The organism is Emticicia agri (assembly GCF_004168285.1).
Lineage (GTDB): Bacteria > Bacteroidota > Bacteroidia > Cytophagales > Spirosomataceae > Emticicia > Emticicia agri.
The window spans coordinates 15,428-37,714 of record NZ_SEWF01000050.1; the positions used below are offsets into that span (position 1 = coordinate 15,428).

Genomic DNA, 22,287 nt, shown 5'->3' on the forward strand with positions numbered 1-22,287 from the left:
TAATAAGTTCTGCGGCTTTTATCATTTGTAAGACTGGTCAAGTCTATTTCAGTTCAGCGGCTAATTTATTAATACCATTTCCAATATTTTCTACTATCTTTTTGCCGTTAGTGTCTGTAGCTTTAGCCTTTGCACTGGCCAGGCTGGTTTTAGCTAAGGCTATTTCCTGTTTTGCTTTGGCGGTATCTCCAGCTTTTTTATACAATCGTGCCGACTCATACCTTGCATTGGCTATATCAAGAGGTTCTTTTAGTTGTGGCAAAGCCTTATTCAGCCAGTTACGTACCTGTGATGCCAGTTTGCCATCAGGGAAATTGACATTATAAAAAGTAACATAATATACCAGCATTTGTGGCTGTGAGGTCTGGCTCACCATATTCTGAATAAAAGCCATAGCTTTATCTTGTCCCTGCTCACGAATCAAAGCCTGTGCTTCTATCTGCCATGTATTACTGGCTACGTATTGCCCTGCACCTATCAGGTTCATGTATTGTTTTAGCTTATTTACCTTTGCCAACGAATATTTACTTGCCTTAGGGCTATAGATAGCCATCTGTACCAACATACCCATAGCATTGGTTTCATTACCATCGTGTCCTTTAGCTGCTTCGTATTTCTTGGCAGTGGCCAGATTTTTTAGCCAGAATTCAGCAAAGCCATTGTCAACATCCATCAGACATTTTTTAGCAATTTCCCAGCTTTCCTGAGAGCTGAGTTTATCTTTAGGATAAACCCCATATAAATCATTAGCTACTTTAATATTGCGGGTAGTATCTTGTGTAATACGCAGCAAATAAGCTAAACTTGACAACATACCTACATCTCTGCTGCCTGCCTGATACCTTTTCCATGCTGTACCAGATTGGGTATTAGGGTCAAGCGCCGCTTTGGCATGATTCACAAAGTCTTTGGGTGTATTAACCGGGTCAGTATGATGCAGAACATTCTGATTTTTATCAAAGTATAAAAACAAAGGAAAACCGGGTAGATAGATTTTCTTATCGTTCAGAAACTTTACCTGTTTGGCATCGCTCAGGTTTAGTTTATAATTAATAAAATTCTGGTTGTAGAATTTTCCGACCTCGGCATTTTTCAGCGTAGGCTCAAGGCTCATGCAAATAGGGCAGTTGGGGTGAAAACACTCAACGAAAACGGGTTTGTTTTCTGCTTTTGCTTTAGCAAATGCACTTTGTATAGTAGGCTCCCATTTAATACCCTGAGAAAACGTGAGATAGGAAACAAAAATAAACGTAGCAGATAAAAGTGTTTTTTTCATTGAAAACAGGCTTGTGTTTGGTATGAATACTGGTGAGTTATTTGCAAAAAACGTTCCATAATCTCATAAATTGCGCTTAATGGATACTTCTCTCTATAAACAGCAAAATCTGACGAATGATTGCGGCAAGGTAACTTAAAAAAATAGCCATCACCTTATAACAGGATAATGGCTACACGCATAATCATAGGTTAAATCAGGCTAACTCTTTTTGTACTTTTTCAAGTAGTTTTTTAGTAGCCATAATACCGTCGGCATTTGATAAATAAGAAGTATCACCTCCCATATCTCTCATCAATCCTCCTTCATATTCTACTCCTACATAACCACCTGTCCAGCCTGAAGCTTTGATAATTTTAAATATCTTGATAAAATCGGTATCAATATCATTACCATTGGCATCAAATTTATGTGTCTTGGCGCTTATACCTTTTGCAAAAGGCATCATTTTTTTTGTGCCTTCATATTTATCATGCTCTTTTACGCATTTGGTAGCCATAATGCCTTTTAAATCCATAGTGGCTGGTTTGCTTCTTTCAGCACAGAAATTACCAAAATCAGGCAAAAATCCTTTATTTTTAGCTTTTACCTGTTTCATAACACCTACTAACCAGTCAGGGTCTGTTGAGTAGCCGAAGTGGTTTTCTACAATCACATTTAATCCCGATTTAGCGGCATGTTCGCATAGTTTTTCGTAGCCATCGGCTGCGGCTTTACCTACTTCTTCCATGCTACCTTCTTCACCTTTGCCCGATAAGGCCGACATAGCATCACCTAAGTTGACACGGATAGTTGAGCAACCGAGGTATTTGGCAGCATCTACCCAAGGATAATGCGCTTCTACAGCCTTCTGACGTTTATCAGCATCTAATGAGGCGATATTGGCACCGTCAACCATTATCAGGTGGTTTTTCACGCCTAAATCATCACAACGTTGTTTCAACTCTTTCAGATAGGTCTGGTCTGTATGCTTATTATTGAAAAAGCCTGATACATATTCTAATACCGAAATACCGAATTCATTTTTTGCTCTGGCCGGAAAATCCATGTTTTTCATTTTACCTGCATATAATTCAGAGGCAAAAGAGAATTCGGCAAGCGATATTTCAAAAGTAAATTTTTTAGCAGTTTCTGCGGCAAATACAGATTCGGGTAATAAAGAAGATAAGCCAAGCCCTGCCGTAGCAAGACCTAATTGGCTAAGAAATTCACGACGGTTATTCATAAGTTTGATATTGAAAGTGAAGAAACAGTTTCTTGAATAGATTATGGTTCAAAAGTTACAGAAAATGGCACAAATAAGGCTCCTTTAGATTTATCGTTTTTGAAAACAAAATATAAATCTTTAAAACCATTCGTTGCCGCAATACTTACCTTGTAGGGTTTAGGTGGCTTGGTACCTGAAAAAGCATTGGGGTCATCATTGGGTTCAACAAAGTCTGTTTGTCCTAACAAAGGCCCATCTGCCGAACCTGTATGCACTTCTACAATTCCTCCTTGCGAGTTCAGTTGTTGTTTAGGGGCTGCTACAACGAAACTAAGTGATTTTACACCCGTCAGGTCAATATTCTTTACAGCGGCATAAGTGTTGGCTCCCATCACAATCAGTAGATTAGTTTCACCCATTTTAAACTTCATGATGTTTTTTGAAGTCTCTTCTGCATTGCCTAACAATAAGGTAGGATTTTTCAGCACTATCAATTGCTCGGCTGTCTGGGTAGGTAAACCATTAGCTCCTTTATCGGTATAAGATGCCAGCAATTTATAAACTCCTTTGTTAGGGTCTCCACCCTCAGGTATTTTAGCCGTTACATTCCCTTTAGGGGGCAATAAAGTTGGAGGAACTTTTTTATCACCCAGGCTTAAAATGTATTGCACCATCTGCCCGGCTTCCGGTAACCCGATATTCGGATGGGCTGACATGGCTACATCGCCCCATACACCTGCCCCTCCTTTAATGATTTTATCTGACAATAAGGCTACCGCATTACTATTTGCTTTATATTTTCTGGCAACATCTATAAAAGAAGGGCCAACAGATTTTTTGTCTGGAAAATGGCAGGCTTTACAATCACTTTTATCAATCAGGTTTTTTCCGGCAGTAAAAGTTACAGGTGCTGCCTGATGCCCCTGTGCCTGTGGCGCATCTTCTGCATCCTGGTAGGTAGCCGTAATTTTCACTTTTGACGCAGGAATACGCTTATCTGCCAGGCTACCATCTTCTTTATCTGATACTTTTACCTCGTAGGAAACGTCTTTATTCGGGAAGAAGAATGTTTTATTACCTTCTGTTAGTTCAAGAGAAACCTGCGGAGGTTCATTTCCGGCTTTTATAATCAGTTCTTTTGAGTCTTTTAAGCCCTTGGCATCAGTAACTGTCAGAACAGCCTTGTAAGTGCCTAATTTATTGAATGTATGGCTTGCATTAGCTTCGGTGATTATGATTGGTGTACCACCTGTTTGTGGGCTTATTTTCCATTCATATTTCAAGGCATCATTATCATAATCTTTAGTACCTTCTGATGATAGCTGAACAGTCAGAGGTAGAGCGCCTGCCTGTTTGTCTGTTTTCGCTACAACTAATGGCTTACGATTACCGCCATTGTATTCAATTTTTATGATTTTTGATTCAGGATTGGCTAAAAACCAGCCGTTACCGTACTCAATCATATACAAATCGCCATTGGGGCCAAAAGCCATATCAATCGGGTGTTCTAATTTCAGATTAGGTAAGAATCTCTCCATCTTTACATAATCCCCCTGCTCATTCATAGTTACAGCTATAATCCAGTCACGCATCCATTCATAAATGAATAGTTTATTGTTGTAATAGTCAGGAAAAGCACGTTTGGCATTCTGGAAGAACTCTTTATGATATACAGGCCCTGCCATTGCACTACGCCCACCAGCCCCTAATAAAGGGAATTTTTTAGAGTCAGCAGCCGGATACCAGATAAAGGCTTTCTGTGCCGGAGGAAGCTCTTGTAAACCTGTATTATTAGGCGAATTATTGATGGGTTTTTCAGGATTAAACTTCTCTCCCGATTTCATGGTAGTAAAGTCAAAATCCCAGTAGGCTTTGTTGTCTCCTACAAAATATGGCCAACCGAAATTTCCTGCTTTACGTGCCTGTCCGAATTCATCTTCTGCGGCAGGTCCTAACCCTGTTGAATCTTTCCCTGCATCGGGGCCTACATCGCCCCAGTACAAGAAACCTGTCTTTTTATCAACAGCAATACGGTATGGGTTTCTATGTCCCATCGTGTAAATTTCTGGTCGGGTTTTAGGCGTACCTTTGGGAAATAAATTACCCTCTGGAATAGTATAACTACCATCTGCCTCCGGATGAATGCGAATAATCTTTCCTCTTAAATCATTGGTATTACCAGACGATTTCTGCGCATCATAAGCACTTCTGCCCGGACGCTCATCAATAGGTGCATAGCCATCTGATGCTCTCGGGCTTGTATTATCTCCGGTCGATAAATACAGATTTCCTGCGGCATCCCAGTCAATAGAGCCACCTGTATGACAACATTGGTCTCTTTGTGTAGGAATTTCCAGCATAACCTTTTTACTTTTCAAATCTAAGACATTGCCTTTCAACTCAAAGCGTGCCAGAATATTTTTAGGGTCGTTTCCGGCAGGAGAGTAGTAAAGATAGACCCAATGATTTTTAGCGAAATCAGGGTCGATATTTAAGCCCAATAGACCGTCTTCCGCTTCAGGTTGTCCGCCATCGGCAAAATTATATTTGGTACTTACAGGTATTGTGGCAATAACAATCGTTTTCTTCGTAACAGGACTATATATCTTTACTGTGCCATGCCGCTCAATGAATAATACTCTTTCATCGGGTAGAACGGCTAATTCTAAAGGCTCGTTCAGATTTTCTGTCAGAACAACTTTCTGAAAGCGGTTTTCTTCCGTTACCTGTGCCAGTAGAGACAGCGGCAAAATACCTATCAGAAAGCTTTTAATTAATGTTTTCATAGATTAAATGGGTGATTGTTTAATAGAATATCAGGGCATTTTGCCTTGAAAAAATACGCTTTAATTGATAAGTGAAGAAGAATAGGTTTTAAGACATATAGGGTAAGATTGTTTTATAATTGAAAAGAAACAGGTCAATGCGTAAAAACTACACAATATTAAAGAAACTTTTTCATTGTGTATAAAAAACACAAAGAAATTTTTAATTTTGGATTCTTAAACTACCAACTATGGATCCAAAGCTAAAAGCATATTTTGAAAGTACCCTGAAAGAAGTTTCTATCGATTGTGTAATTTTTGGTTTTCATGAAGGAGAATTAAAAGTATTATTATTGAAATGGAAAGGAACAGAAGGATGGAGTTTACCCGGCGGAAAAATTTATTTAGAAGAATCTGTCAATGATGCGGCGGTGCGTATTCTGCAAGAGAGAACAGGACTGAAAGAAATCTTTCTGCAGCAGTTTTATACCTTTGGAGGTAATGATCGATATAAAAATATGGATAAAGCGGCTTTATTCAGAAAATTGGAATGGGCTTTTGGGGCAGATTTCTATGATGAAAAATACATGAAACGCCATGTATCTCTCGGATACATGGCGTTAGTAGAATTTGAACAAGTAGTTGCTACCCCTGATTGGTACACAGATGAATGTATGTGGTGCGAAATTTCGGCAATACCCGAATTACTTTTCGATCATAATGAAATGGTTGAGGTAGCATTGAAAGCACTAAGACGCCAACTCAGTTACCAACCCATAGGCTATAACCTGCTTCCTGAGAAATTCACTATGCCGGAATTACAACGCCTATACGAAACTATTCTCGGCAAACAATTAGACCGCCGGAATTTCCAGAAGCTGATGCTCAGTTATGATATTTTAGAAAAACTCCCCGAAAAGCGCACAGGTGGTGCATTTAAAGCGCCATTTCTTTATAGATTCGATAAAGAAAAGTATGATAGAGCCATGAGAGAGGAGATTTTATTTGCGATATAAAAGTAAAAGGCACGATTCTGAGTCCGTGCCTTCCATTCATCAAGTAGATTAATATTTACTTCTCCCAATCAAAAGACCGTTTCACCGCTTTTTTCCAGCCTTTATAAAGCGTATTACGTTGAGTAGCTTTCATTTTTGGTTTCCAGCGTTTGTCTACTCCCCAGTTTTGTAATAAATCGTCGAAACTTGCCCAATAGCCTACGGCTAAACCTGCGGCATAGGCAGCACCTAAAGCCGTTGTTTCAATCATGGTAGGTCTGATAACAGGCACTTTTAACATATCAGACTGAAACTGCATCAGCAATTCATTCACAACCATTCCTCCATCTACCCGTAAAGAACTGATTTCAATGCCCGAATCATTTTCCATCGCCTCTAATACGTCTTTTGTCTGATAGGCTGTGGCTTCTAATACGGCACGGGCAATATGGCCTTTGTTGACATAGCGAGTCAATCCTGCAATAACTCCTCTCGCTGATGATTTCCAGTAAGGGGCATAAAGACCCGAGAAGGCAGGCACAACATAAGCTCCGCCATTATCTTCTACACTTTTAGCTAATTTTTCAATATCTGTACTCTTCTGAATCATACCTAAATTGTCACGTAGCCATTGTACTAAAGCTCCGGCAATAGCCACTGAACCTTCGAGGGCATAATGCACAGGCTGGCCTTCAAACTGATAAGCTACCGTTGTCAGTAAGCCGTGTTTAGAGGGCACTAACTCGGTACCTGTATTCATCAGCATAAAACAACCTGTACCATAAGTATTTTTAGCTTCTCCGGGTTGATAGCAGGTTTGTCCGACCAAGGCAGCCTGTTGGTCTCCTAAATCTCCGGCTAACGGGATACCCTGCAAAACCTCAGAAGTAATATTTCCGTATACCTTGCTACTTGGTTCTATAGCAGGCAGCATCTGCAAGGGGATATTCATAATTTCAGCCAGTTCAGCATCCCAAGACATAGTTTTGAGATTCATTAATTGGGTACGACTGGCATTGGTAACATCGGTAATATGTAAGCCACCGTTAATACCACCTGTTAAATGCCATATAAGGAAAGTATCCATATTACCGAAAATGGCTTGCCCTTTTTCGGCATCTTCTCTTACGCCTGGCACATTATCTAAAATCCATTTGATTTTTAAACCACTGAAATAAGTAGCCAATGGCAAACCTGTACGGTCTTGAAAAAACTGCGAGCCGTGGCTTTTGGTCAGTGCTTTTACGGTATCGTCCACACGAGTATCCTGCCAAACAATGGCGTTATAATAGGCTTTTCCGGTGCGTTTATTCCATACTACGGTTGTTTCTCGTTGATTGGTGATACCGCAAGCTGCCACATCTTCGGTTTTTATGCTTTTTTCTATACGGGCTCTGGCAATTACTTCAAGCGTATTTTTCCAGATTTCTTCCGAGTTATGCTCAACCCAGCCCGGTTTAGGATAGATCTGCTCATGTTCTTTTTGTCCGACTGAAACGATATTCCCTTTGCGGTCGAAAATAATACAACGGGTACTGGTAGTGCCCTGGTCAATAGATGCAATGTATTTCATAGGATTGAATAGTAGGGATTTATGAGGGTGCCTCACCCCAACCCCTCTCCAACTGGAGAGGGGCTTTTAAAATCTCCTTCTCCTCCTTCAAGGAGAGGGAGATTTAGAGCGGACGCCGCGCGGGGTGAGGTGAATTCTATTTACTAACTTTTGAACCTGAGAAACCATACCAGGCAATATAGGCAAACATAGCTACAGGTAATAATAACGAGGTAGCCATAGACGAATTATCTGCAATGGCTCCCATGATTGGAGGGAAAACCGCGCCGCCTACAATACCCATAATGATAAAAGAAGAACCAATCTTTGTATGTGAGCCTAAATCTTTTACACCCAATGAAAAGATAGTAGGGAAAGTAATGCTCTGGAAAAAGAAAAATGCCATTAGTGCATATACTGCTGCTTCACCTTTGAATTGAGAGGCAAATAATAAAATAGCTACAATAATCAAAGAGTACATACCTAAAAGTACATTAGGTTTAATATATCGCATCAGGAATGTGCTGGCAAAACGACCTATCATAAAGATAAGCATACCTATTGATAATAATTTGGCGGCTTCTATATTCGAAACCTGGATAGCTTCTATGGCGAAGTTGATAAATAATCCCCAAACGCAACCTTGAGCGCCGACATTCAGAAATTGAGCAATAGCACCAAAAACAAAGTGTTTATGACTAAACAACTTCTTTCCTGATTTTTCTACAACTTCTTCAGTGATTCCGGCCTCTTGAATTTCCGGCATTGGCGTACGGAGAAACAATAAAGCTACTAAAAAAACAATCCCGCCAACGAGTAAATAAGGTAACTGAACCGATTTGAATCCCTCTTCAACTGTTTGCGTATGGTCGCTGAATATAAGCATACTACCCACTAATGGCCCTATGATTACCCCTAAACCATTGAAAGATTGAGCTAAATTAAGTCGTTGTTCGGAAGTCTCTGATGGACCGAGCACAGTTGCATAAGGATTAGCGGCTGTTTCAAGAAAAGCAAGGCCGCAAGCCAGAACAAATAAAGCAATCAGGAAAAACGACCATGATTGTAACTGCGTTGCCGGATAAACTAAAAGAGCCCCGCCCGAATATAATAAGAGTCCTGCAAGAATCCCTTTTTTATAACCCCAACGTTTCATGAATAGTCCTGCAGGTAAGGCCATAAAGAAATAGGCACCGTAGGTGGACACCTGTACTAAAGTTGATTGTGATATAGAGAGGTTAAGGGTTTCCTGAAAATGTTTATTCAATACATCGAGCATACTGATGGCAAAACCCCATAAAAAGAAAAGACTGGTAACTAAAATAAATGGAACGAGGTAGTTGTTTTGGGTAGCGGTTGTCTGGAAGTTTTGTTTGTTCCCGGAAATAGAAGCCATAGTAGTTTTTAGGGTTAAAATGTAATGTGTTTAATACCTGAACAGATTTTGTTCAAAAATGATAATTTTTTAAGAAATAATAAGATAATTTTTAAATAAAAATATGCCCAAGCTGTATTTGAGTGTAGAATAACAAAATAGCGAGGTGGTAAGTCTCGCTACAGAATGTATATGAATAATGAATTAGTTTAAGGAAGGAATTGCTTCACATAATTGCGGGCCGTAAGAATAGCTGCCGTAACATCGTCAATACTACCTTCGTAAGCTTTGTCTTCAACTTCGATAACTACGGGACCTCTGTAACGTACATCGGTCAGCGCAGTAAAGAATCCACGCCAGTTTACATCGCCTAAGCCCGGAAGTTTAGGAGAATGGTATTCCAGAGGGTTTGCCAGAATACCTACTCTATCTAATTTATCACGATATACTTTTACATCTTTAATATGTATATGGTGCAGGCGGTCTTTGTATTGGTAAATAGGTTTCACTTCATCCATCATCTGGAAAATCATGTGTGATGGGTCATAATTCAACCCAAAAAGCGGAGTCGGAAAAGTCTCGAACATCACATCCCAAACCGCAGGCGAGATAGCTAAGTTTTTCCCACCAGGCCATTCATCATTTGTGAAGAACATCGGACAGTTTTCAATACCAATTTTAATCCCCTCTTTTTCGGCGGTCTCAATAATTGGCTTCCATAGTTTCTTGAATATTTCAAGATTATCTTTTATGTTCTTCTGAGGGTCACGACCGATGAAAGTATTCATTACAGGAATACCTAATTTATTACAGGCTCTGATTACTTTCTTGATGTGCTCAATATAAAATTCAGACTTTCTGGTATCAGGGTCAAGCGGATTTGGGTAGTAACCCAGGCCCGATATAGTAATATTTCTTTCACGGGTATAGTCTTTTATATATGTAATGTGTTTATCGTCCAAATTTTCGACATTGATGTGAGAAACGCCAGCATAACGACGAGCATCGCCATTATCTTTAGGCCAGCACATCATTTCGATACAAGAAAAACCATTTTTAGAAGCAAAATCTACGACGTGTTCGAAGCCGAAATCGGCCAGAATAGCACTAACAAAACCGAGTTTTAACATAATTGTATGAAGGAGGTTGATATTTGAGGCGTAAATTAAGTCTTTTTGTTCAATCATCGAAAAAAATGTAAACGTTTATGAGGTAGGGTAGGGAGAAAATTTTGATTTTCCCGTTTTTTCGACAACCGGATTCATTTATTTCTCGTATATGTAGAAAAGTAGAAACAGTAGTGAGGAAAAGTTTCTACAGTTGCTGGTTTGTTTAATGTTTGGCCAAAAAAACATGAACAAGAAAAATCGTTAAAATATATGCTTACAATAGATTTTAACGATTTTTTAATAAAAAGTTTGAAAAATTTTGGTTTTATAGAAACTTATTATTTAGTTTTGTTTAACACTCTTAATACTAAAAATAAACAAACCATGACAACTCTTGAATTTAACTATGCCATTTCAAAGACCTCGAAGTCTCTAAAACCGTTTGCATTCAGATTAACGAAGGATTTAGAAGACGCTAATGACTTATTACAAGATACACTTGTAAAAGCATTTATGAACCGTGATAAGTACACTGATGGGACTAACCTGAAAGCATGGCTTTATACCATCATGAAGAATACGTTTATTACGAATTATCAGAGATTGTTAAGAAAAAATACATTTATTGATACAACTGATAATTTGCATTTTATTAACAGTACAGATAGTAGCGTAGAGAATAATGCGTATTCTACTTTTGCGTTAGAAGATATTAATAATGCAGTAGAAACATTAGACGAGAGTTACAAACAACCTTTTATGATGCACTTTAGTGGGTTTAAATACCATGAAATTGCTCAAAAATTGAAAGTGCCGATTGGAACCGTGAAGAATAGAATACATATAGCCAGAAAAGAACTAAAAGAAAAATTACAAGTATATGCCTATTAATACATTCGTACTTAGCATAACATTTCAATGAAAATGGTTTACTATTAAACCAATGAAAAAGATTTTTTAGAGTCTAGTGGGACTCTGATAAAAAGAGGAAGGTTTTAAAAGTTATCTGTTATGCGGATAACTTTTTTATTTTAATGAAAATTGTAAATTAAACCATATAAAAACCCTTTGCCAACCGAAGCCCGGTTAACAAAGGGTTCATTCAGGAGTTCAATAGCTAACTGTTTTTAAATGTTCATTCCGCCGGAAACTTCAATTCTTTGGGCATTTATCCATCTGGCTTCTTCAGTACATAAGAAGGCTACTACTCCGCCAATATCATCAGGTAAACCTGCACGGCCGAGAGCTGTAACATTGGCCACCATCTGGTTTAACTGGGCATTATCTCTTACTGCTCCACCACTAAAGTCGGTTTCAATAGCTCCAGGAGCCACCACATTGACTGCGATGCCACGAGAACCAAGTTCCTTGGCTAAATATCTGGTCAGAGTTTCAATAGCTCCTTTCATCGAACCATAAGCCGAATATCCCGGCATAGAAAAACGAGCCAGACCTGAAGAGATATTAACAATTCTGCCGCCATCATTCAATAAGGTTAATGCCTTTTGTGTAAGAAAGAAAACACCTTTGTAGTGAACATTTAAAAGCAAATCAAACTCTTCTTCTGTAGTCTCTGCAAAAGCAGTATGACGGCCAATACCTGCGTTGTTTATCAGAAAATCGAAATGCGTGGTGTTAAAAGTACCTTTCAGGACTGATTTTACTTTTTCAAAGAAAGTTTCTAAACTTTTAATATCTCCTGTATTCAGTTGTAAGGCTACTGCTTTTTGTCCTGTTTTTTCAATTTCTGCTACTACTGCTAAGGCTTCGTCTTTTTGTGTGTGATAAGTAAGAATTACATCAATTCCTTTTTCGGCAATTTTCAATGCCATATTTTTCCCTAAACCTCTGCTACCTCCGGTAACTAAAGCAATTTTATTAGTGGTTGTCATCTTGTTTTGTGTATTAATTTGATGACACAAAGTTAGAGTAGGTGTAGTGGATGAATCTTGCGAGTTTCAAACTGTTATTTGCGAAAATCAAATGTGGCGTATATTGGTATAAATAATCGCATACTGAAATGCCAATTCTATTTACCTAATTTGGCAAGGTTGCGGACGTCGCACGGTCGAAGACACAAGATGAGGAGTGAATTTAAAAAGTAAGCAACTAAAACAGAGAAAATATAAAGTTATTCTTAATACAAAACCAATTGCAAAATTCAAACTAAAGAGATTCCTTGTTCAGACTCTCATCAATCATCTCCTGAACTTTGCTCTTGATTGTTGTTTGAACTTTGTCTTTGGCGAAGATAAATGTTACCAGAATACCTACATAAATAAGAAAGATAATCAGATAACCCAGCCAGGCGCTTTTGAGCCAGATATTAAGCCCGACAGCTATCAGAATACTTAAGAAGATAATAACCGTGATAGAAAGGATAAACAGGAGTAAAGCATAAATTGCCTGAACGGCAATGCCTTCCAGTTTTTCCTGAAAACCTAATTTTGTTAATTCAAATTTTGCTTCAATGAGTTTTACAACATTATCCCGAAACTCCTGTATTTTCAGCAAATCTGCCATGTTACCTTGCCGGATTATTGTTTAGGTTGGCAGGTTATAAAAGATACCTGCTTTTTGATAGATGCAAGGTAGATAAAACATAGCATCTGACAAAAAACTAACAGAAATTTTCAGTCTCCGTAAAAAAATCACAGAGACTGAAAACGAAAATCAGATTTTCGGAGGTAATAATTTATACATGACCGGAGTAACAATACGGGTCAGAATCAATGAAGAAATAAGCCCGCCAATCATTACCAGGGCTAATGGAGAATACAGTGGTGAGTGTTCTAATACTAATGGAATCAAACCACCAATAGCTGTGAGTGTTGTTAGTACAATTGGTATAAATCGGGTTTCCCCGGCTTCTTCAATGGCTTCATTAATACCCAATCCCTGTTCTTTTCTTAAATAATTAGTATAATCAACCAGAAGAATGGAGTTTTTTACTTCAATCCCTGCCAATGCAATAATTCCGACAATAGCTGTGAAAGAAAGCGTATTACCTGTAAAGAGCAGAATCAGAATAGCACCAATCATCCCCAATGGAATCACAGATAATACAATAATAGTACTTTTAAAAGTCTTGAATTCAAGAATCAGGATAGCCATAATTCCAAAAATGGTAATGATAATGATGGTACCCAAACCCCCGAAAGTTTCCTGCGAACGCTCTACCTCCCCAGCCATTTTTATTTCATAACCTTTTGGTAATTTCATAGCCTGTAGTTTAGCAGATATTTCCTGCGTTACTTTAGGCGTCAGGAAGCCACTTTGTACAAAAGCAGAAATAATCGTGTAGCGTTCTTTGTCGTAGTGATTGATTCTGTTAGGAGATGTTTCAAAATTAATGGTTGCTAATTGTTTAAGAGGTACCAGATTTCCGGCCTGATTAGCAATAAACATTTTTGAGAAGACATCCATATTAGCATATTGGTCAAGAGGTAAACTCACATTAATATCTATATCGTCTTTATCGCCTTCATTGTAGCTGCCAATATTTACCCCGGCAATTCCCATTCTGATGGTACGGTCAACATCTACCGTCGGAATCCCCAGCATACCTACTTTGTCTTTATTGATATTTACACGCAAATCAACATTCTGTGCCGATAATGGGTTGCTCACATAAATTGTTCCTTTGGTTTCTTTAAATGCTTTTTCTACACGGAAAGAAATGGCACGTAATGAATCAAGATTCTCCCCAAATATTCTGACAGCCAAAGGTGCTTCTACCGGAGGCCCTTGTTCAAATTGAATCACTCTGATTTTTGCGCCTGCGTATGAATCAAACTTCGCTCTTAATTCATCAATAAACTCCTCTCTTTCAGGTACTTCTACGTGGTCTTGCAATTGTACGAAAATCTGTGCATAATTGGCTCTGGTGCCCCCCATTGGAATAATATTGTAATAAATCCTGGGATTAGACTTGCCTACATTGGTAGCATAGTTTTTTACAATTTCATTTTTACCTAATTCACTTTCCACAAATCGGGCAGCCTGATTGGTTTCAGACATATTGGTACCCAGTGGTGTTTCAATATTAATCAGGAACTGCGGTTTTTCAGAACGTGGAAACACGCTTGTTCCTACTACCGGAATCAAAGCTAAACTACCTATAAAAATAGCAGTAGCTACTAAAAGACTAATCACAGGATGAGCCAATGCCAAATGTAGAATTTTACGATACGAACCCTCAATGCCACGTTTCATTAATCGTAAAACTACATTTTCGCCATGTTCTTCTCTGGGCATTAACTGGCTGGCTAAGAAAGGAACAATGGTGAGAGACACAAACAAAGAGGCGATAATAGTCGTGATAACCGCCATCGGTAAACTGCGAATAAATTCTCCTGCCGATTCGGGTAAAAAACAAAGCGGTAAAAAAGCGAATATTAACGTAGCTGTACATCCTAATACGGCTAAACCTATCTGTTTGGTAGCCTCAATGGCTGCATCTCTACGAGACATTCCTGTCCGTAAAAAACGAGCTATATTCTCAACCACCACAATAGAGTCGTCCACCAAAAGACCTAAGGCAATCACCAAACCTACTACACTTAGCTGATTGATACCGAAACCTGCCAAATCGAGCATGGTTAATCCTATTGCTAATGATAACGGGATAGAAATCATTACAATGAGTGCTGCTCTGAAACCTAAAGGAATAAGCGTAATTAATACCAATAGAATGGCAATACCAAAGTCACGAGCCAAGCCCAATAAACGGGTGGAAACACTCTTGACCTGGTCAAAGCTTTGTTCAAATTTGATGTTTGGGGGCAGTTCACTTTTAAAATTGTCTATAATCGGGCGGATTTGTTCGCCTGTTTTAAAGATATTGCTTCCGGCTTTCATGGTTGCCGTAACAAAAACTGCTCGTTTCCCATTCAGGCGACCAATATAACTTTCTTCTTCGTAATCTAATTTAACATCAGCAATGTCTCTTAAATACGTAACTGCTGTACCCGAAGTACTGACAATGGTACTTTTGATTTCTTCAAGGTCTTGATAACTTCCCGATGTTTTTACACTGAATTTACGTGTTCCTATTTCAATATTGCCTGCCGGAATATTGGCATTTTCAGACTGGATAGCTCCTAAAACACGATTGAGCGGGATACGGAACTGAGCCATTTTATCCAGATTGATAGAAACTCTTACCTGTTGTTTCGGGAAAGCCCAGATTTCGGCTGTCTTAATAGATTTTACTTTCAGTAAATCATCTTTCAGGTTTTCAGCTTCTTTTTCTAAATCTTTATAAGGAGTTGTTTCAGACATCAGGGCACATTGAATGATACTTACGCCTTCGGGTGTCTGCCGAAGAATATCCACACTATAAATATCAGCAGGTAAAGAGGCTCGGATAGCGTTTATCTCTCTTACTACCTCATTGTATTTTTCATCTGTATTTACACTATGCTGAAACTCAACTATAACGCTTGCCACCCCTTCATCAGCAACAGAAGTCACTTTCTTAATATCGCTGATTTCAGACAGGCGGTCTTCAATAGGGTCAACAATCAATTTTTCCATATCAGCCGGAGACGTACCGGGATATACGACTATAATGCTGTTAAAAGTTGCCTTCAAAGTCGGGTCTTCGGCTTTGGGCATATTCAACAATGAGTTGATACCAATGGCTAATACCATTATGAAAATAATGATAGTAAACTGGTAGTTTTTAACGGAAAATTCTGCAAGACGCATTTGAATAATGAATTAAGTGTACTGATTTGCCGTTTTGAGGATTGCCTTTAACGGTTTATATCTATAATTGACACATTTTCTATTAATAATCGTTTTTCGTAGAGACGCCATGCTTGGCGTCTCCAAAGGGCTAGCCGGATTATTTTATTTTAATTGAGGAGAGATTTTTTACAATAGAGAATTCTACGCTATTCACAAACCTTTGGAGACGCAAGCATTGCGTCTCTACAATCCTCAAAAATTAGTATAGACACCTATTTGCTAATCACTTTTACCTTACTTTTATCGCTCAGAAAATTAGCTCCTTTGGTAATAATTGGTGTTCCTTCTGTCAGACCCGAAGAAATGGCTATATCGTTGCCATATACGGCTCCGATACCAATATGATTTTTACTGACTGATTGTTTATCAGCGTTTAATACATACACAAACGCCTTATCTCTATCTGCTTCAACTACGGCTTCAATCGGAACAACTAATGAAACAGGCCCTTTGCCGGAAGAGATTTCGGCTTTGGCTACAAAGCCAGAGATTAGTTTTTTACCATTGGGTTGAATCTGTAATTCAACTTCAAAAGTACCTGTTGCCGGATTAACCGTCTGGGCTATCTGGGTAATGCGGGCATGAAAAGGTTCGTTAGGATAGGCATCTAAGAAAACATTGGCAACATCGCCTGATTTAACTTTTACTACATCTCTATCAGCTAATCCTACATTGACAATATAGGCTGATTCGCCTGTGCCTAATATGAATACAGGTGAAAAAGGCGTGATTAATTCGCCTTGCTCTGAAATTTTACGGAGAATACGACCATTAGCAGGAGCATAGATTTTAGATAGTTTCTGATTAAACTCTGCTACCTGTACGTTTTCTTTGGCTACGTTGTAACCTGTAGTAGCATCTTGTACATTGGTAAGTGTGGTCGCCTCATCAGTATAGAGTTTTTTCACTCTCTCTAAATCTCTTTCCGATTTCTCTAAACCTAATTTTGCCTGTTTCACCTGCGCATCAATTTCAGATAAATCCAGTTCGGCCAATAATTGACCTTCTTTTACAAATTGTCCTTCGTTTACATACACTTTCTGAATCATACCTCCGGTTTTAAACGCCAGTTTCATTTCTGATTTTGACGATAAAACCCCACTGGCAATGATAGGCTCGCTTAGTGGTTTCTTGCCCACTGCCTGTACTTCAACTGCTATGATTTCTTCAGTTTCCTGTTTAGTTTCTTTTTTCTTTCCACAGCTTGCCAACACAAGTAACACGAAAGCGTAAATGAGCGGAAATAATGTCGTTTTCATAGATAAGTCTGTTTATTTCTGATAAAATCCTAATTTTTCTACTTTTTTCAGCCAGTTTTCACGGTAGCTTTCTTTTGAAAGCCGCAATGGCCCAATGGTTGTGGTGCGTACGGGTTTGATACCACAAAACTCTAATGTCATTTGTTTCATGGCATGGTAAGTGGGTCTGCCATAGCGCAACCAATAGAACCAGGCTGGTTGGTCAAGTGTGCTAATGAGATGTCCTGTTTTACCTGTCAGCAGCTTGTCCCACCACAATGAGTTTTCACGCTTTTTGAATACGACGCCGGGAAGAAATACTCTATCTAAAAAACCTTTCATCAAAGCAGGTACCGAACCCCACCAGATCGGATAAAAGAATACTAAATGCTCTGCCCATTTGATTTTCTCAATAGATGCTACCAAATCAGGTTCTAATTCTGTACGCTTTCTATACCCGAAATGTAGACTAGGGTCAAAAGACAATTCGTTAATGATAATTTCTTCCACAGACGCTCCTGATTCGGTTAGTCCTTTTTTGTAGGCATCGAATAGTGCAAAATTGAAACTTTCGTTATCAGGGTGTCCTTGTATTAATAGTACCTTTTTCATAATTGTAGTGAGGTAAGTAATGCGTTTAAACTTAGTAGTAAGCAAAGCGGAGAATAAAACCGGGTATCTAACCGGGCAAATCGGGTATTTTTGATTTTCTTGAAAAAACCAACATACCGAAACTCGCCAATGGCTCTGATTAGAAATATAAAAGCGATGATTATTAGCGCATAGTTATTAACCCATGAAGGCAGAGATAGTGCTACCAACCCGACTTTATCTAAATGAATTAATGCCATAAAAAGCAAACTCAATGCTACCACGAGGGTGGCAAAAATACCGGGTTGAAATGCTAATTTCTTGTCTGTACTGGTAGGTAAAACAGCATTTCCTGCCCATTTGCCCCCCAAGAGCCAGTACACATGAATAGCGGCAATGAGACCTAAGAGGATAGTATTAAAGATAGCAAAAAACATAGTTGGGTATGTTTAAGGATAAACAATAGTATTATCTTACAGCAACAACTTTATCTAGCATCGCTTTTTTCAGCAGAATGTCATATTTAGTTAATGACTCCTGCAGTTTGGCAGTTATTACCTCATTCTGGGCTCTCAGGTATTCAACCAGAATAGCCTGTCCGTTGCGGTAGCGACTATCTACTACTTTAAAGTACTTTTCTGCTTTTATGGTACCATCTTTGGCACTTGGAAGCGTTCTTTGTGCAGCTTCTAATTCAAAATAAGCTTGCGAAACCTGTAACTGAATCTGCTTTTGTACCTCTTCCAATTTGGTTTCTAATTGATTCTTCTGAATTTTAGCCTGTTGAATCTTGGCTTTTTTCTCATAGCCATGAAAAACGTCCCATGTTAATCCTATCTGACCAATGATATAAGCCTGATCTTTGAAAGTGTATCCATTGCCTTGAAAACCGGTTGTTCCACCCACAAAGACCTGTGGCCTGAGCGAGTTCATTTCCTGCAATTTAATAGCTGACTGGCTGGCTTGAATATTGGCTTTTAGCTGACTAATTTCCTGACGATTGACAATAGATTGCTGGCGTATATCGGCTATACTTACCTGTGTATTGGAATCAAGAAAAATCGTATCAGCTATAATTTCAGTACCGAAATCACGGTTCATCAGAAAATTAAGGTAAGCCTGAGCAGTATAACGGTTTTTATCCATCACAGCCACTTGCTGGTCAAGTTTGCTTACTTCATATTCGGCCGAGTAAATGACATCTTTGGTAGCTACATTGTTATTAACCAGTTTTTCATTCAGTTTTACAAAATCGGTCAATACTATACGAGAAGCTGAAAAGATTTTCTGTGCCTCTAAGGTTTGCAGATATTGCAGGTAAGCAATGGTAATATTGTAGCGCACTTCGTTTTCCAGAATACGTTTTTTAGCTTCCTGTGCCGTTAAAAAATCACGCTGAATAAGCAGGTTATAACGAATATCAGTATTATAGATAGGATACTGAAAACTGAACTTGGTATCATGAAAATTATTAGGGGCTAATAATTCATTGACATTCTCTACCTGTGGAAAAACATTTGTATTAGTTAGTTTATTGAGCGTAGAATAGACCGGATTCAGTAAATCGCCTACCGGAAACGATAAACGGCGACCCCCTGCCGCTACTGTATAAGTAGGTGCAAAAGTAATTTTAGGCGAAAAATTGGCCTTTGCTATTTTTACATTTTCCTGCGCTTTTGCTATTTCAAAATTTTCCTGTTGTAGTGCTAAATTATTTTTGAGCCCCTCCTGAATGTATGATTCAAGTACAGGCGAAGAAACCTGCGAAAATACTAAAGTAGGAACGAGTGCTAAGAGTAAAATTAGGTTTTTCATATTTCACTGACGCTTTTTCAATTAATGAACAGTGTTAAGTAAAGGTGCCAAATAAACCCGCCTTTGAGCAGACGGGTAGAGATACTGAGAAATAATTTTTTACATTTTTAAGCCTGTAGCTACCATATTGGAGGTACATTTGGCCACTATTTTTTTGTCGGCATTGTATATAGCACATTCAATATGAATGACCGTTTTGCCTGCCCTAATAATATTTGATTTTACCAATAATACATCACCTTCTTTAGCAGGAGAGAGATAATCCACATGCAGATTTACGGTAGAGTAAAAATTCTCCCGTCCCAACATATATACAGTCATTCCCATAACATCATCTAACATAGAGGCAGCAGTGCCGCCATGCAGAATCTTCAGAGGATTGGTCATTTCTTCTCTTACCACAAACTCCACTTCAACCGAGCCTTCTGCTACTGCTATCAATTTTCCATTCATCCATCTACCTAAACTTGACGGGCTTACATCAACTGCGTATTTACCAATATTGGATTTAAAAAATTCTATAACCGGATTCATGCTTTTTCGTTTTTTATGGATTATGTGAAGATCAATTCTATCGGTATGCTCTATTAAATCTTCCCTTTTATTAATTCTACGAATCGCTCATAAGCATGTTCCAAACGTGGAATACGTTCGTCTTCCCGGAACATCGTTGTACGTTTCCTTAAATGAATCGTTACCAGACCGTGTACAGTAGCCCATATCATCATAGAAGTACCTTCTACATCATCTATCTTGAAATAGCCTGCTTCTATACATTCACGTACAATTTGTCGGAGCATTTCAAAGGCTACATGCCCGTCCTCCCATATTTCTTCACGACATTCGATGGTTTCAATCGGCGACGACATCAGAAACATCAACTCATATAATTCAGGATTCTCAAAGCCATACTGCATATAGTATCTACCCATTGTAGTAAGCCTTTCAAAAGGGTCTCTGATATTCAATACACGCTGAAATTGTTCAATCAGCTTTTGAAACGACTCCTGATGTAAATCAAACAGTAACTCACTTTTGTCTTTATAATACAGATAAATAGTTCCCGGACTGTACTCTATCTCGTCGGCAATATTACGAATGCTCGTTTTTTCAAACCCTTGTTCAACAAAGAGTCTGCGTGCGGCATCCATAATCAGTCGCTTCATCTCGGCTTTTTCTCTCTCTTTTCTTTCGGTAATACCCATCTATCCTAAACTGCTTTTAATTAACAGTACAAATAAAATGAACGGTGTTCAGTAAAACAAATGTTTTCTACTTTTTTTGCTGGAAAATACATGAACGGTAAAATTTTGTGGGATTTTGGAGGAATGAGAAGAATAAAGAGGGTGTCTCAAAAGGAAATTGTGCCAAATAATATTCGGAAAATACCCTCACCCCAACCCCTCTCCTGGAAAAGGAGAGGGGCTAAAAGTCTCCCTCTCCTGCGGGAGGTGTGTCTTACCCATAAGTTGGGTATTTTTGCAAAAAATTACGTTCTTTGACATAGAGACCAAAACAGAATATTATATGGTAATAGAATCGGTGATTTCTTATCAGATGCAACATTATCGTTTTGGCGATAAACGTCTGAATAAAAGGTGTTTTTTTGCCAATCTGAACTATTTAAGACAGATAGTAGCTTGAGTTTTCCTCATGTTTTCAAAAATCAATATGCCTTGAAAGGACTCTATCGTTTAGTGAATAATAGCGAGCTTAACTGTGCGGATATTATTAAGTCTTATCGTAAAGGGTTGATTGCGTATTCTCTGACACAGTCCTTACCAGATAAGAAACAATATTATTATCTGTTTCAGGATAGTACAGTGGGCAATTATCCTACCCGTCAGATGGATTTAGGCTACCTTCAAACCGGAAGCGATAATGGAGTATTAATACATAATGGTATTCTGACAGACAACCATTATGTACCTTTAGGCTTACCCATCCAAGAGTTCATACAAAGAGATAGGGATGATTATGGTAAACGTCATCAAAGACACCTGCGTCCTTTTGAAGAAAAGGAGAGTGCTAAATGGATTGAAGCCATTGATTTTGCCCGTAAATATGGACGTAAAACGGGTATATCGGTTGTACAAGTAGCTGATAAAGAAGCTGATGTGGCAGAGGTCTTCAATTATGCACTTACCCATCGACAACTCTTTATTATCAATGGCAGACATGACCGTAAACTCAAAAACAGTACTCAAACCCTGAAGCCCTATTTGCAAAGTTTAACCCCTGGTGGGATTGTTGAACGTTCGCTCTTAGATGCCAAAGGCAAAGCACACCTATGTGAGTGTCAGATTACTTTTGCAAAAGTTGACTTACAGGATTTAATTAAACCTATTTATGTACTCACCTTGCAGCAACTTCAACCTATCAAAGGACAAGACTTAGCCCATTGGATGATACTTACCAATGTGCCGGTAAAGACTTTAGCAGAGGCGGTAGCTATTATTGATACCTATACCCGCAGATGGACTACCTGTGAAGATTTTCATAAATGTCTCAAAACGGGTTGTAGTATCCAACAAAGACAATTACAATCCCCACAAGCACTCTTTAATACCATCAGTCTATTGAGTTTAATAGCGATTGGTTTATTAAGAA

The 22,287-nt window shown here is 38.6% G+C and carries 19 protein-coding genes; 4 read left to right on the forward strand and 15 right to left on the reverse strand.

Annotation, left to right across the window (positions count from 1 at the left end):
• Positions 1 to 43: 43 nt before the first annotated feature.
• From EWM59_RS22945 to EWM59_RS22955, 3 genes are all read right to left on the reverse strand, one after another.
• Positions 44 to 1,276 carry a thioredoxin family protein gene (locus EWM59_RS22945; protein WP_130023591.1) on the reverse strand — a complete coding sequence of 411 codons (1,233 nt, stop codon included), beginning with the start codon at positions 1,274 to 1,276 and terminating at the stop codon, positions 44 to 46.
• Between the two features lie 196 nt (positions 1,277 to 1,472).
• Positions 1,473 to 2,501, reverse strand: coding sequence for a sugar phosphate isomerase/epimerase family protein (locus EWM59_RS22950; protein WP_130023592.1), 1,029 nt, complete (start codon positions 2,499 to 2,501; stop codon positions 1,473 to 1,475).
• A 41-nt stretch (positions 2,502 to 2,542) separates the two neighbouring features.
• Positions 2,543 to 5,269, reverse strand: a complete 2,727-nt coding sequence (locus tag EWM59_RS22955) for a PQQ-dependent sugar dehydrogenase (RefSeq protein WP_130023593.1) — start codon at positions 5,267 to 5,269, stop codon at positions 2,543 to 2,545.
• A 230-nt stretch (positions 5,270 to 5,499) separates the two neighbouring features.
• Here EWM59_RS22955 and EWM59_RS22960 point away from each other — a divergent pair, with 230 nt between their 5' ends.
• The gene (locus tag EWM59_RS22960) at positions 5,500 to 6,264 is read left to right on the forward strand and encodes an NUDIX hydrolase (protein WP_130023594.1); all 765 of its coding nucleotides are present in this window, start codon (positions 5,500 to 5,502) and stop codon (positions 6,262 to 6,264) included.
• A 55-nt stretch (positions 6,265 to 6,319) separates the two neighbouring features.
• Here the strand turns inward: EWM59_RS22960 and glpK are convergent, their stop codons facing one another.
• From glpK to EWM59_RS22975, 3 genes are all read right to left on the reverse strand, one after another.
• Complete coding sequence (glpK, locus tag EWM59_RS22965) at positions 6,320 to 7,816, reverse strand: glycerol kinase GlpK (RefSeq protein WP_130023595.1); 1,497 nt, start codon at positions 7,814 to 7,816, stop codon at positions 6,320 to 6,322.
• Between the two features lie 136 nt (positions 7,817 to 7,952).
• Positions 7,953 to 9,191 carry an L-fucose:H+ symporter permease gene (gene fucP / locus EWM59_RS22970; RefSeq protein ID WP_130023596.1) on the reverse strand — a complete coding sequence of 413 codons (1,239 nt, stop codon included), beginning with the start codon at positions 9,189 to 9,191 and terminating at the stop codon, positions 7,953 to 7,955.
• A 188-nt stretch (positions 9,192 to 9,379) separates the two neighbouring features.
• A complete protein-coding gene (locus EWM59_RS22975; protein WP_130023597.1) occupies positions 9,380 to 10,300 on the reverse strand; it encodes a sugar phosphate isomerase/epimerase family protein in 921 nt (306 codons plus the stop codon).
• A gap of 363 nt (positions 10,301 to 10,663) precedes the next feature.
• Here EWM59_RS22975 and EWM59_RS22980 point away from each other — a divergent pair, with 363 nt between their 5' ends.
• Positions 10,664 to 11,170 (forward strand): RNA polymerase sigma factor, encoded by a 507-nt coding sequence (locus EWM59_RS22980; protein WP_130023598.1) that lies wholly within the window; start codon positions 10,664 to 10,666, stop codon positions 11,168 to 11,170.
• A gap of 236 nt (positions 11,171 to 11,406) precedes the next feature.
• Here EWM59_RS22980 and EWM59_RS22985 read toward each other — a convergent pair whose 3' ends face one another.
• The 9 genes from EWM59_RS22985 to EWM59_RS23025 all read right to left on the reverse strand — a co-directional run bounded on the left by EWM59_RS22985 (position 11,407) and on the right by EWM59_RS23025 (position 20,882).
• The gene (locus tag EWM59_RS22985; RefSeq protein WP_130023599.1) at positions 11,407 to 12,171 is read right to left on the reverse strand and encodes an SDR family NAD(P)-dependent oxidoreductase; all 765 of its coding nucleotides are present in this window, start codon (positions 12,169 to 12,171) and stop codon (positions 11,407 to 11,409) included.
• 274 nt (positions 12,172 to 12,445) lie between these two features.
• Positions 12,446 to 12,802, reverse strand: a complete 357-nt coding sequence (locus EWM59_RS22990; protein ID WP_130023600.1) for a phage holin family protein — start codon at positions 12,800 to 12,802, stop codon at positions 12,446 to 12,448.
• Positions 12,803 to 12,952: 150 nt separating this feature from the next.
• Complete coding sequence (locus tag EWM59_RS22995; protein WP_130023601.1) at positions 12,953 to 15,991, reverse strand: efflux RND transporter permease subunit; 3,039 nt, start codon at positions 15,989 to 15,991, stop codon at positions 12,953 to 12,955.
• A gap of 254 nt (positions 15,992 to 16,245) precedes the next feature.
• Complete coding sequence (locus EWM59_RS23000; RefSeq protein WP_130023602.1) at positions 16,246 to 17,292, reverse strand: efflux RND transporter periplasmic adaptor subunit; 1,047 nt, start codon at positions 17,290 to 17,292, stop codon at positions 16,246 to 16,248.
• Positions 17,293 to 17,304: 12 nt separating this feature from the next.
• Positions 17,305 to 17,883 (reverse strand): NAD(P)H-dependent oxidoreductase, encoded by a 579-nt coding sequence (locus EWM59_RS23005; protein ID WP_130023603.1) that lies wholly within the window; start codon positions 17,881 to 17,883, stop codon positions 17,305 to 17,307.
• Positions 17,880 to 18,299: a DUF3995 domain-containing protein gene (locus EWM59_RS23010; RefSeq protein ID WP_130023604.1), complete on the reverse strand. Its 420-nt coding sequence runs from the start codon at positions 18,297 to 18,299 to the stop codon at positions 17,880 to 17,882. The genes EWM59_RS23005 and EWM59_RS23010 overlap by 4 nt, the downstream gene beginning before the upstream one ends.
• A 31-nt stretch (positions 18,300 to 18,330) precedes the next feature.
• Complete coding sequence (locus EWM59_RS23015) at positions 18,331 to 19,677, reverse strand: TolC family protein (protein WP_130023605.1); 1,347 nt, start codon at positions 19,675 to 19,677, stop codon at positions 18,331 to 18,333.
• Positions 19,678 to 19,776: 99 nt separating this feature from the next.
• Entirely contained in the window at positions 19,777 to 20,211 is a 435-nt protein-coding gene (locus tag EWM59_RS23020) for a PaaI family thioesterase (RefSeq protein WP_130023606.1), read from the reverse strand.
• Between the two features lie 53 nt (positions 20,212 to 20,264).
• The gene (locus EWM59_RS23025) at positions 20,265 to 20,882 is read right to left on the reverse strand and encodes a TetR/AcrR family transcriptional regulator (RefSeq protein ID WP_130023607.1); all 618 of its coding nucleotides are present in this window, start codon (positions 20,880 to 20,882) and stop codon (positions 20,265 to 20,267) included.
• 274 nt (positions 20,883 to 21,156) lie between these two features.
• Between EWM59_RS23025 and EWM59_RS27795 the strand changes: the two genes are divergently transcribed.
• Positions 21,157 to 21,321: a hypothetical protein gene (locus tag EWM59_RS27795; RefSeq protein ID WP_165372164.1), complete on the forward strand. Its 165-nt coding sequence runs from the start codon at positions 21,157 to 21,159 to the stop codon at positions 21,319 to 21,321.
• Positions 21,318 to 22,287: IS4 family transposase (locus EWM59_RS23030; RefSeq protein ID WP_165372273.1), on the forward strand; the 970-nt coding region annotated here is incomplete at its 3' end. The genes EWM59_RS27795 and EWM59_RS23030, both read left to right, overlap by 4 nt.

Bases quoted from the DNA above. Each gene is read 5' to 3' on its own strand.
- EWM59_RS22945 (WP_130023591.1), bottom strand. From the start codon at position 1,276: ATGAAAAAAACACTTTTATCTGCTACGTTTATTTTTGTTTCCTATCTC.
- EWM59_RS22950 (WP_130023592.1), bottom strand. From the start codon at position 2,501: ATGAATAACCGTCGTGAATTTCTTAGCCAATTAGGTCTTGCTACGGCA.
- EWM59_RS22955 (WP_130023593.1), bottom strand. From the start codon at position 5,269: ATGAAAACATTAATTAAAAGCTTTCTGATAGGTATTTTGCCGCTGTCT.
- EWM59_RS22960 (WP_130023594.1), top strand. From the start codon at position 5,500: ATGGATCCAAAGCTAAAAGCATATTTTGAAAGTACCCTGAAAGAAGTT.
- glpK (WP_130023595.1), bottom strand. From the start codon at position 7,816: ATGAAATACATTGCATCTATTGACCAGGGCACTACCAGTACCCGTTGT.
- fucP (WP_130023596.1), bottom strand. From the start codon at position 9,191: ATGGCTTCTATTTCCGGGAACAAACAAAACTTCCAGACAACCGCTACC.
- EWM59_RS22975 (WP_130023597.1), bottom strand. From the start codon at position 10,300: ATGTTAAAACTCGGTTTTGTTAGTGCTATTCTGGCCGATTTCGGCTTC.
- EWM59_RS22980 (WP_130023598.1), top strand. From the start codon at position 10,664: ATGACAACTCTTGAATTTAACTATGCCATTTCAAAGACCTCGAAGTCT.
- EWM59_RS22985 (WP_130023599.1), bottom strand. From the start codon at position 12,171: ATGACAACCACTAATAAAATTGCTTTAGTTACCGGAGGTAGCAGAGGT.
- EWM59_RS22990 (WP_130023600.1), bottom strand. From the start codon at position 12,802: ATGGCAGATTTGCTGAAAATACAGGAGTTTCGGGATAATGTTGTAAAA.
- EWM59_RS22995 (WP_130023601.1), bottom strand. From the start codon at position 15,991: ATGCGTCTTGCAGAATTTTCCGTTAAAAACTACCAGTTTACTATCATT.
- EWM59_RS23000 (WP_130023602.1), bottom strand. From the start codon at position 17,292: ATGAAAACGACATTATTTCCGCTCATTTACGCTTTCGTGTTACTTGTG.
- EWM59_RS23005 (WP_130023603.1), bottom strand. From the start codon at position 17,883: ATGAAAAAGGTACTATTAATACAAGGACACCCTGATAACGAAAGTTTC.
- EWM59_RS23010 (WP_130023604.1), bottom strand. From the start codon at position 18,299: ATGTTTTTTGCTATCTTTAATACTATCCTCTTAGGTCTCATTGCCGCT.
- EWM59_RS23015 (WP_130023605.1), bottom strand. From the start codon at position 19,677: ATGAAAAACCTAATTTTACTCTTAGCACTCGTTCCTACTTTAGTATTT.
- EWM59_RS23020 (WP_130023606.1), bottom strand. From the start codon at position 20,211: ATGAATCCGGTTATAGAATTTTTTAAATCCAATATTGGTAAATACGCA.
- EWM59_RS23025 (WP_130023607.1), bottom strand. From the start codon at position 20,882: ATGGGTATTACCGAAAGAAAAGAGAGAGAAAAAGCCGAGATGAAGCGA.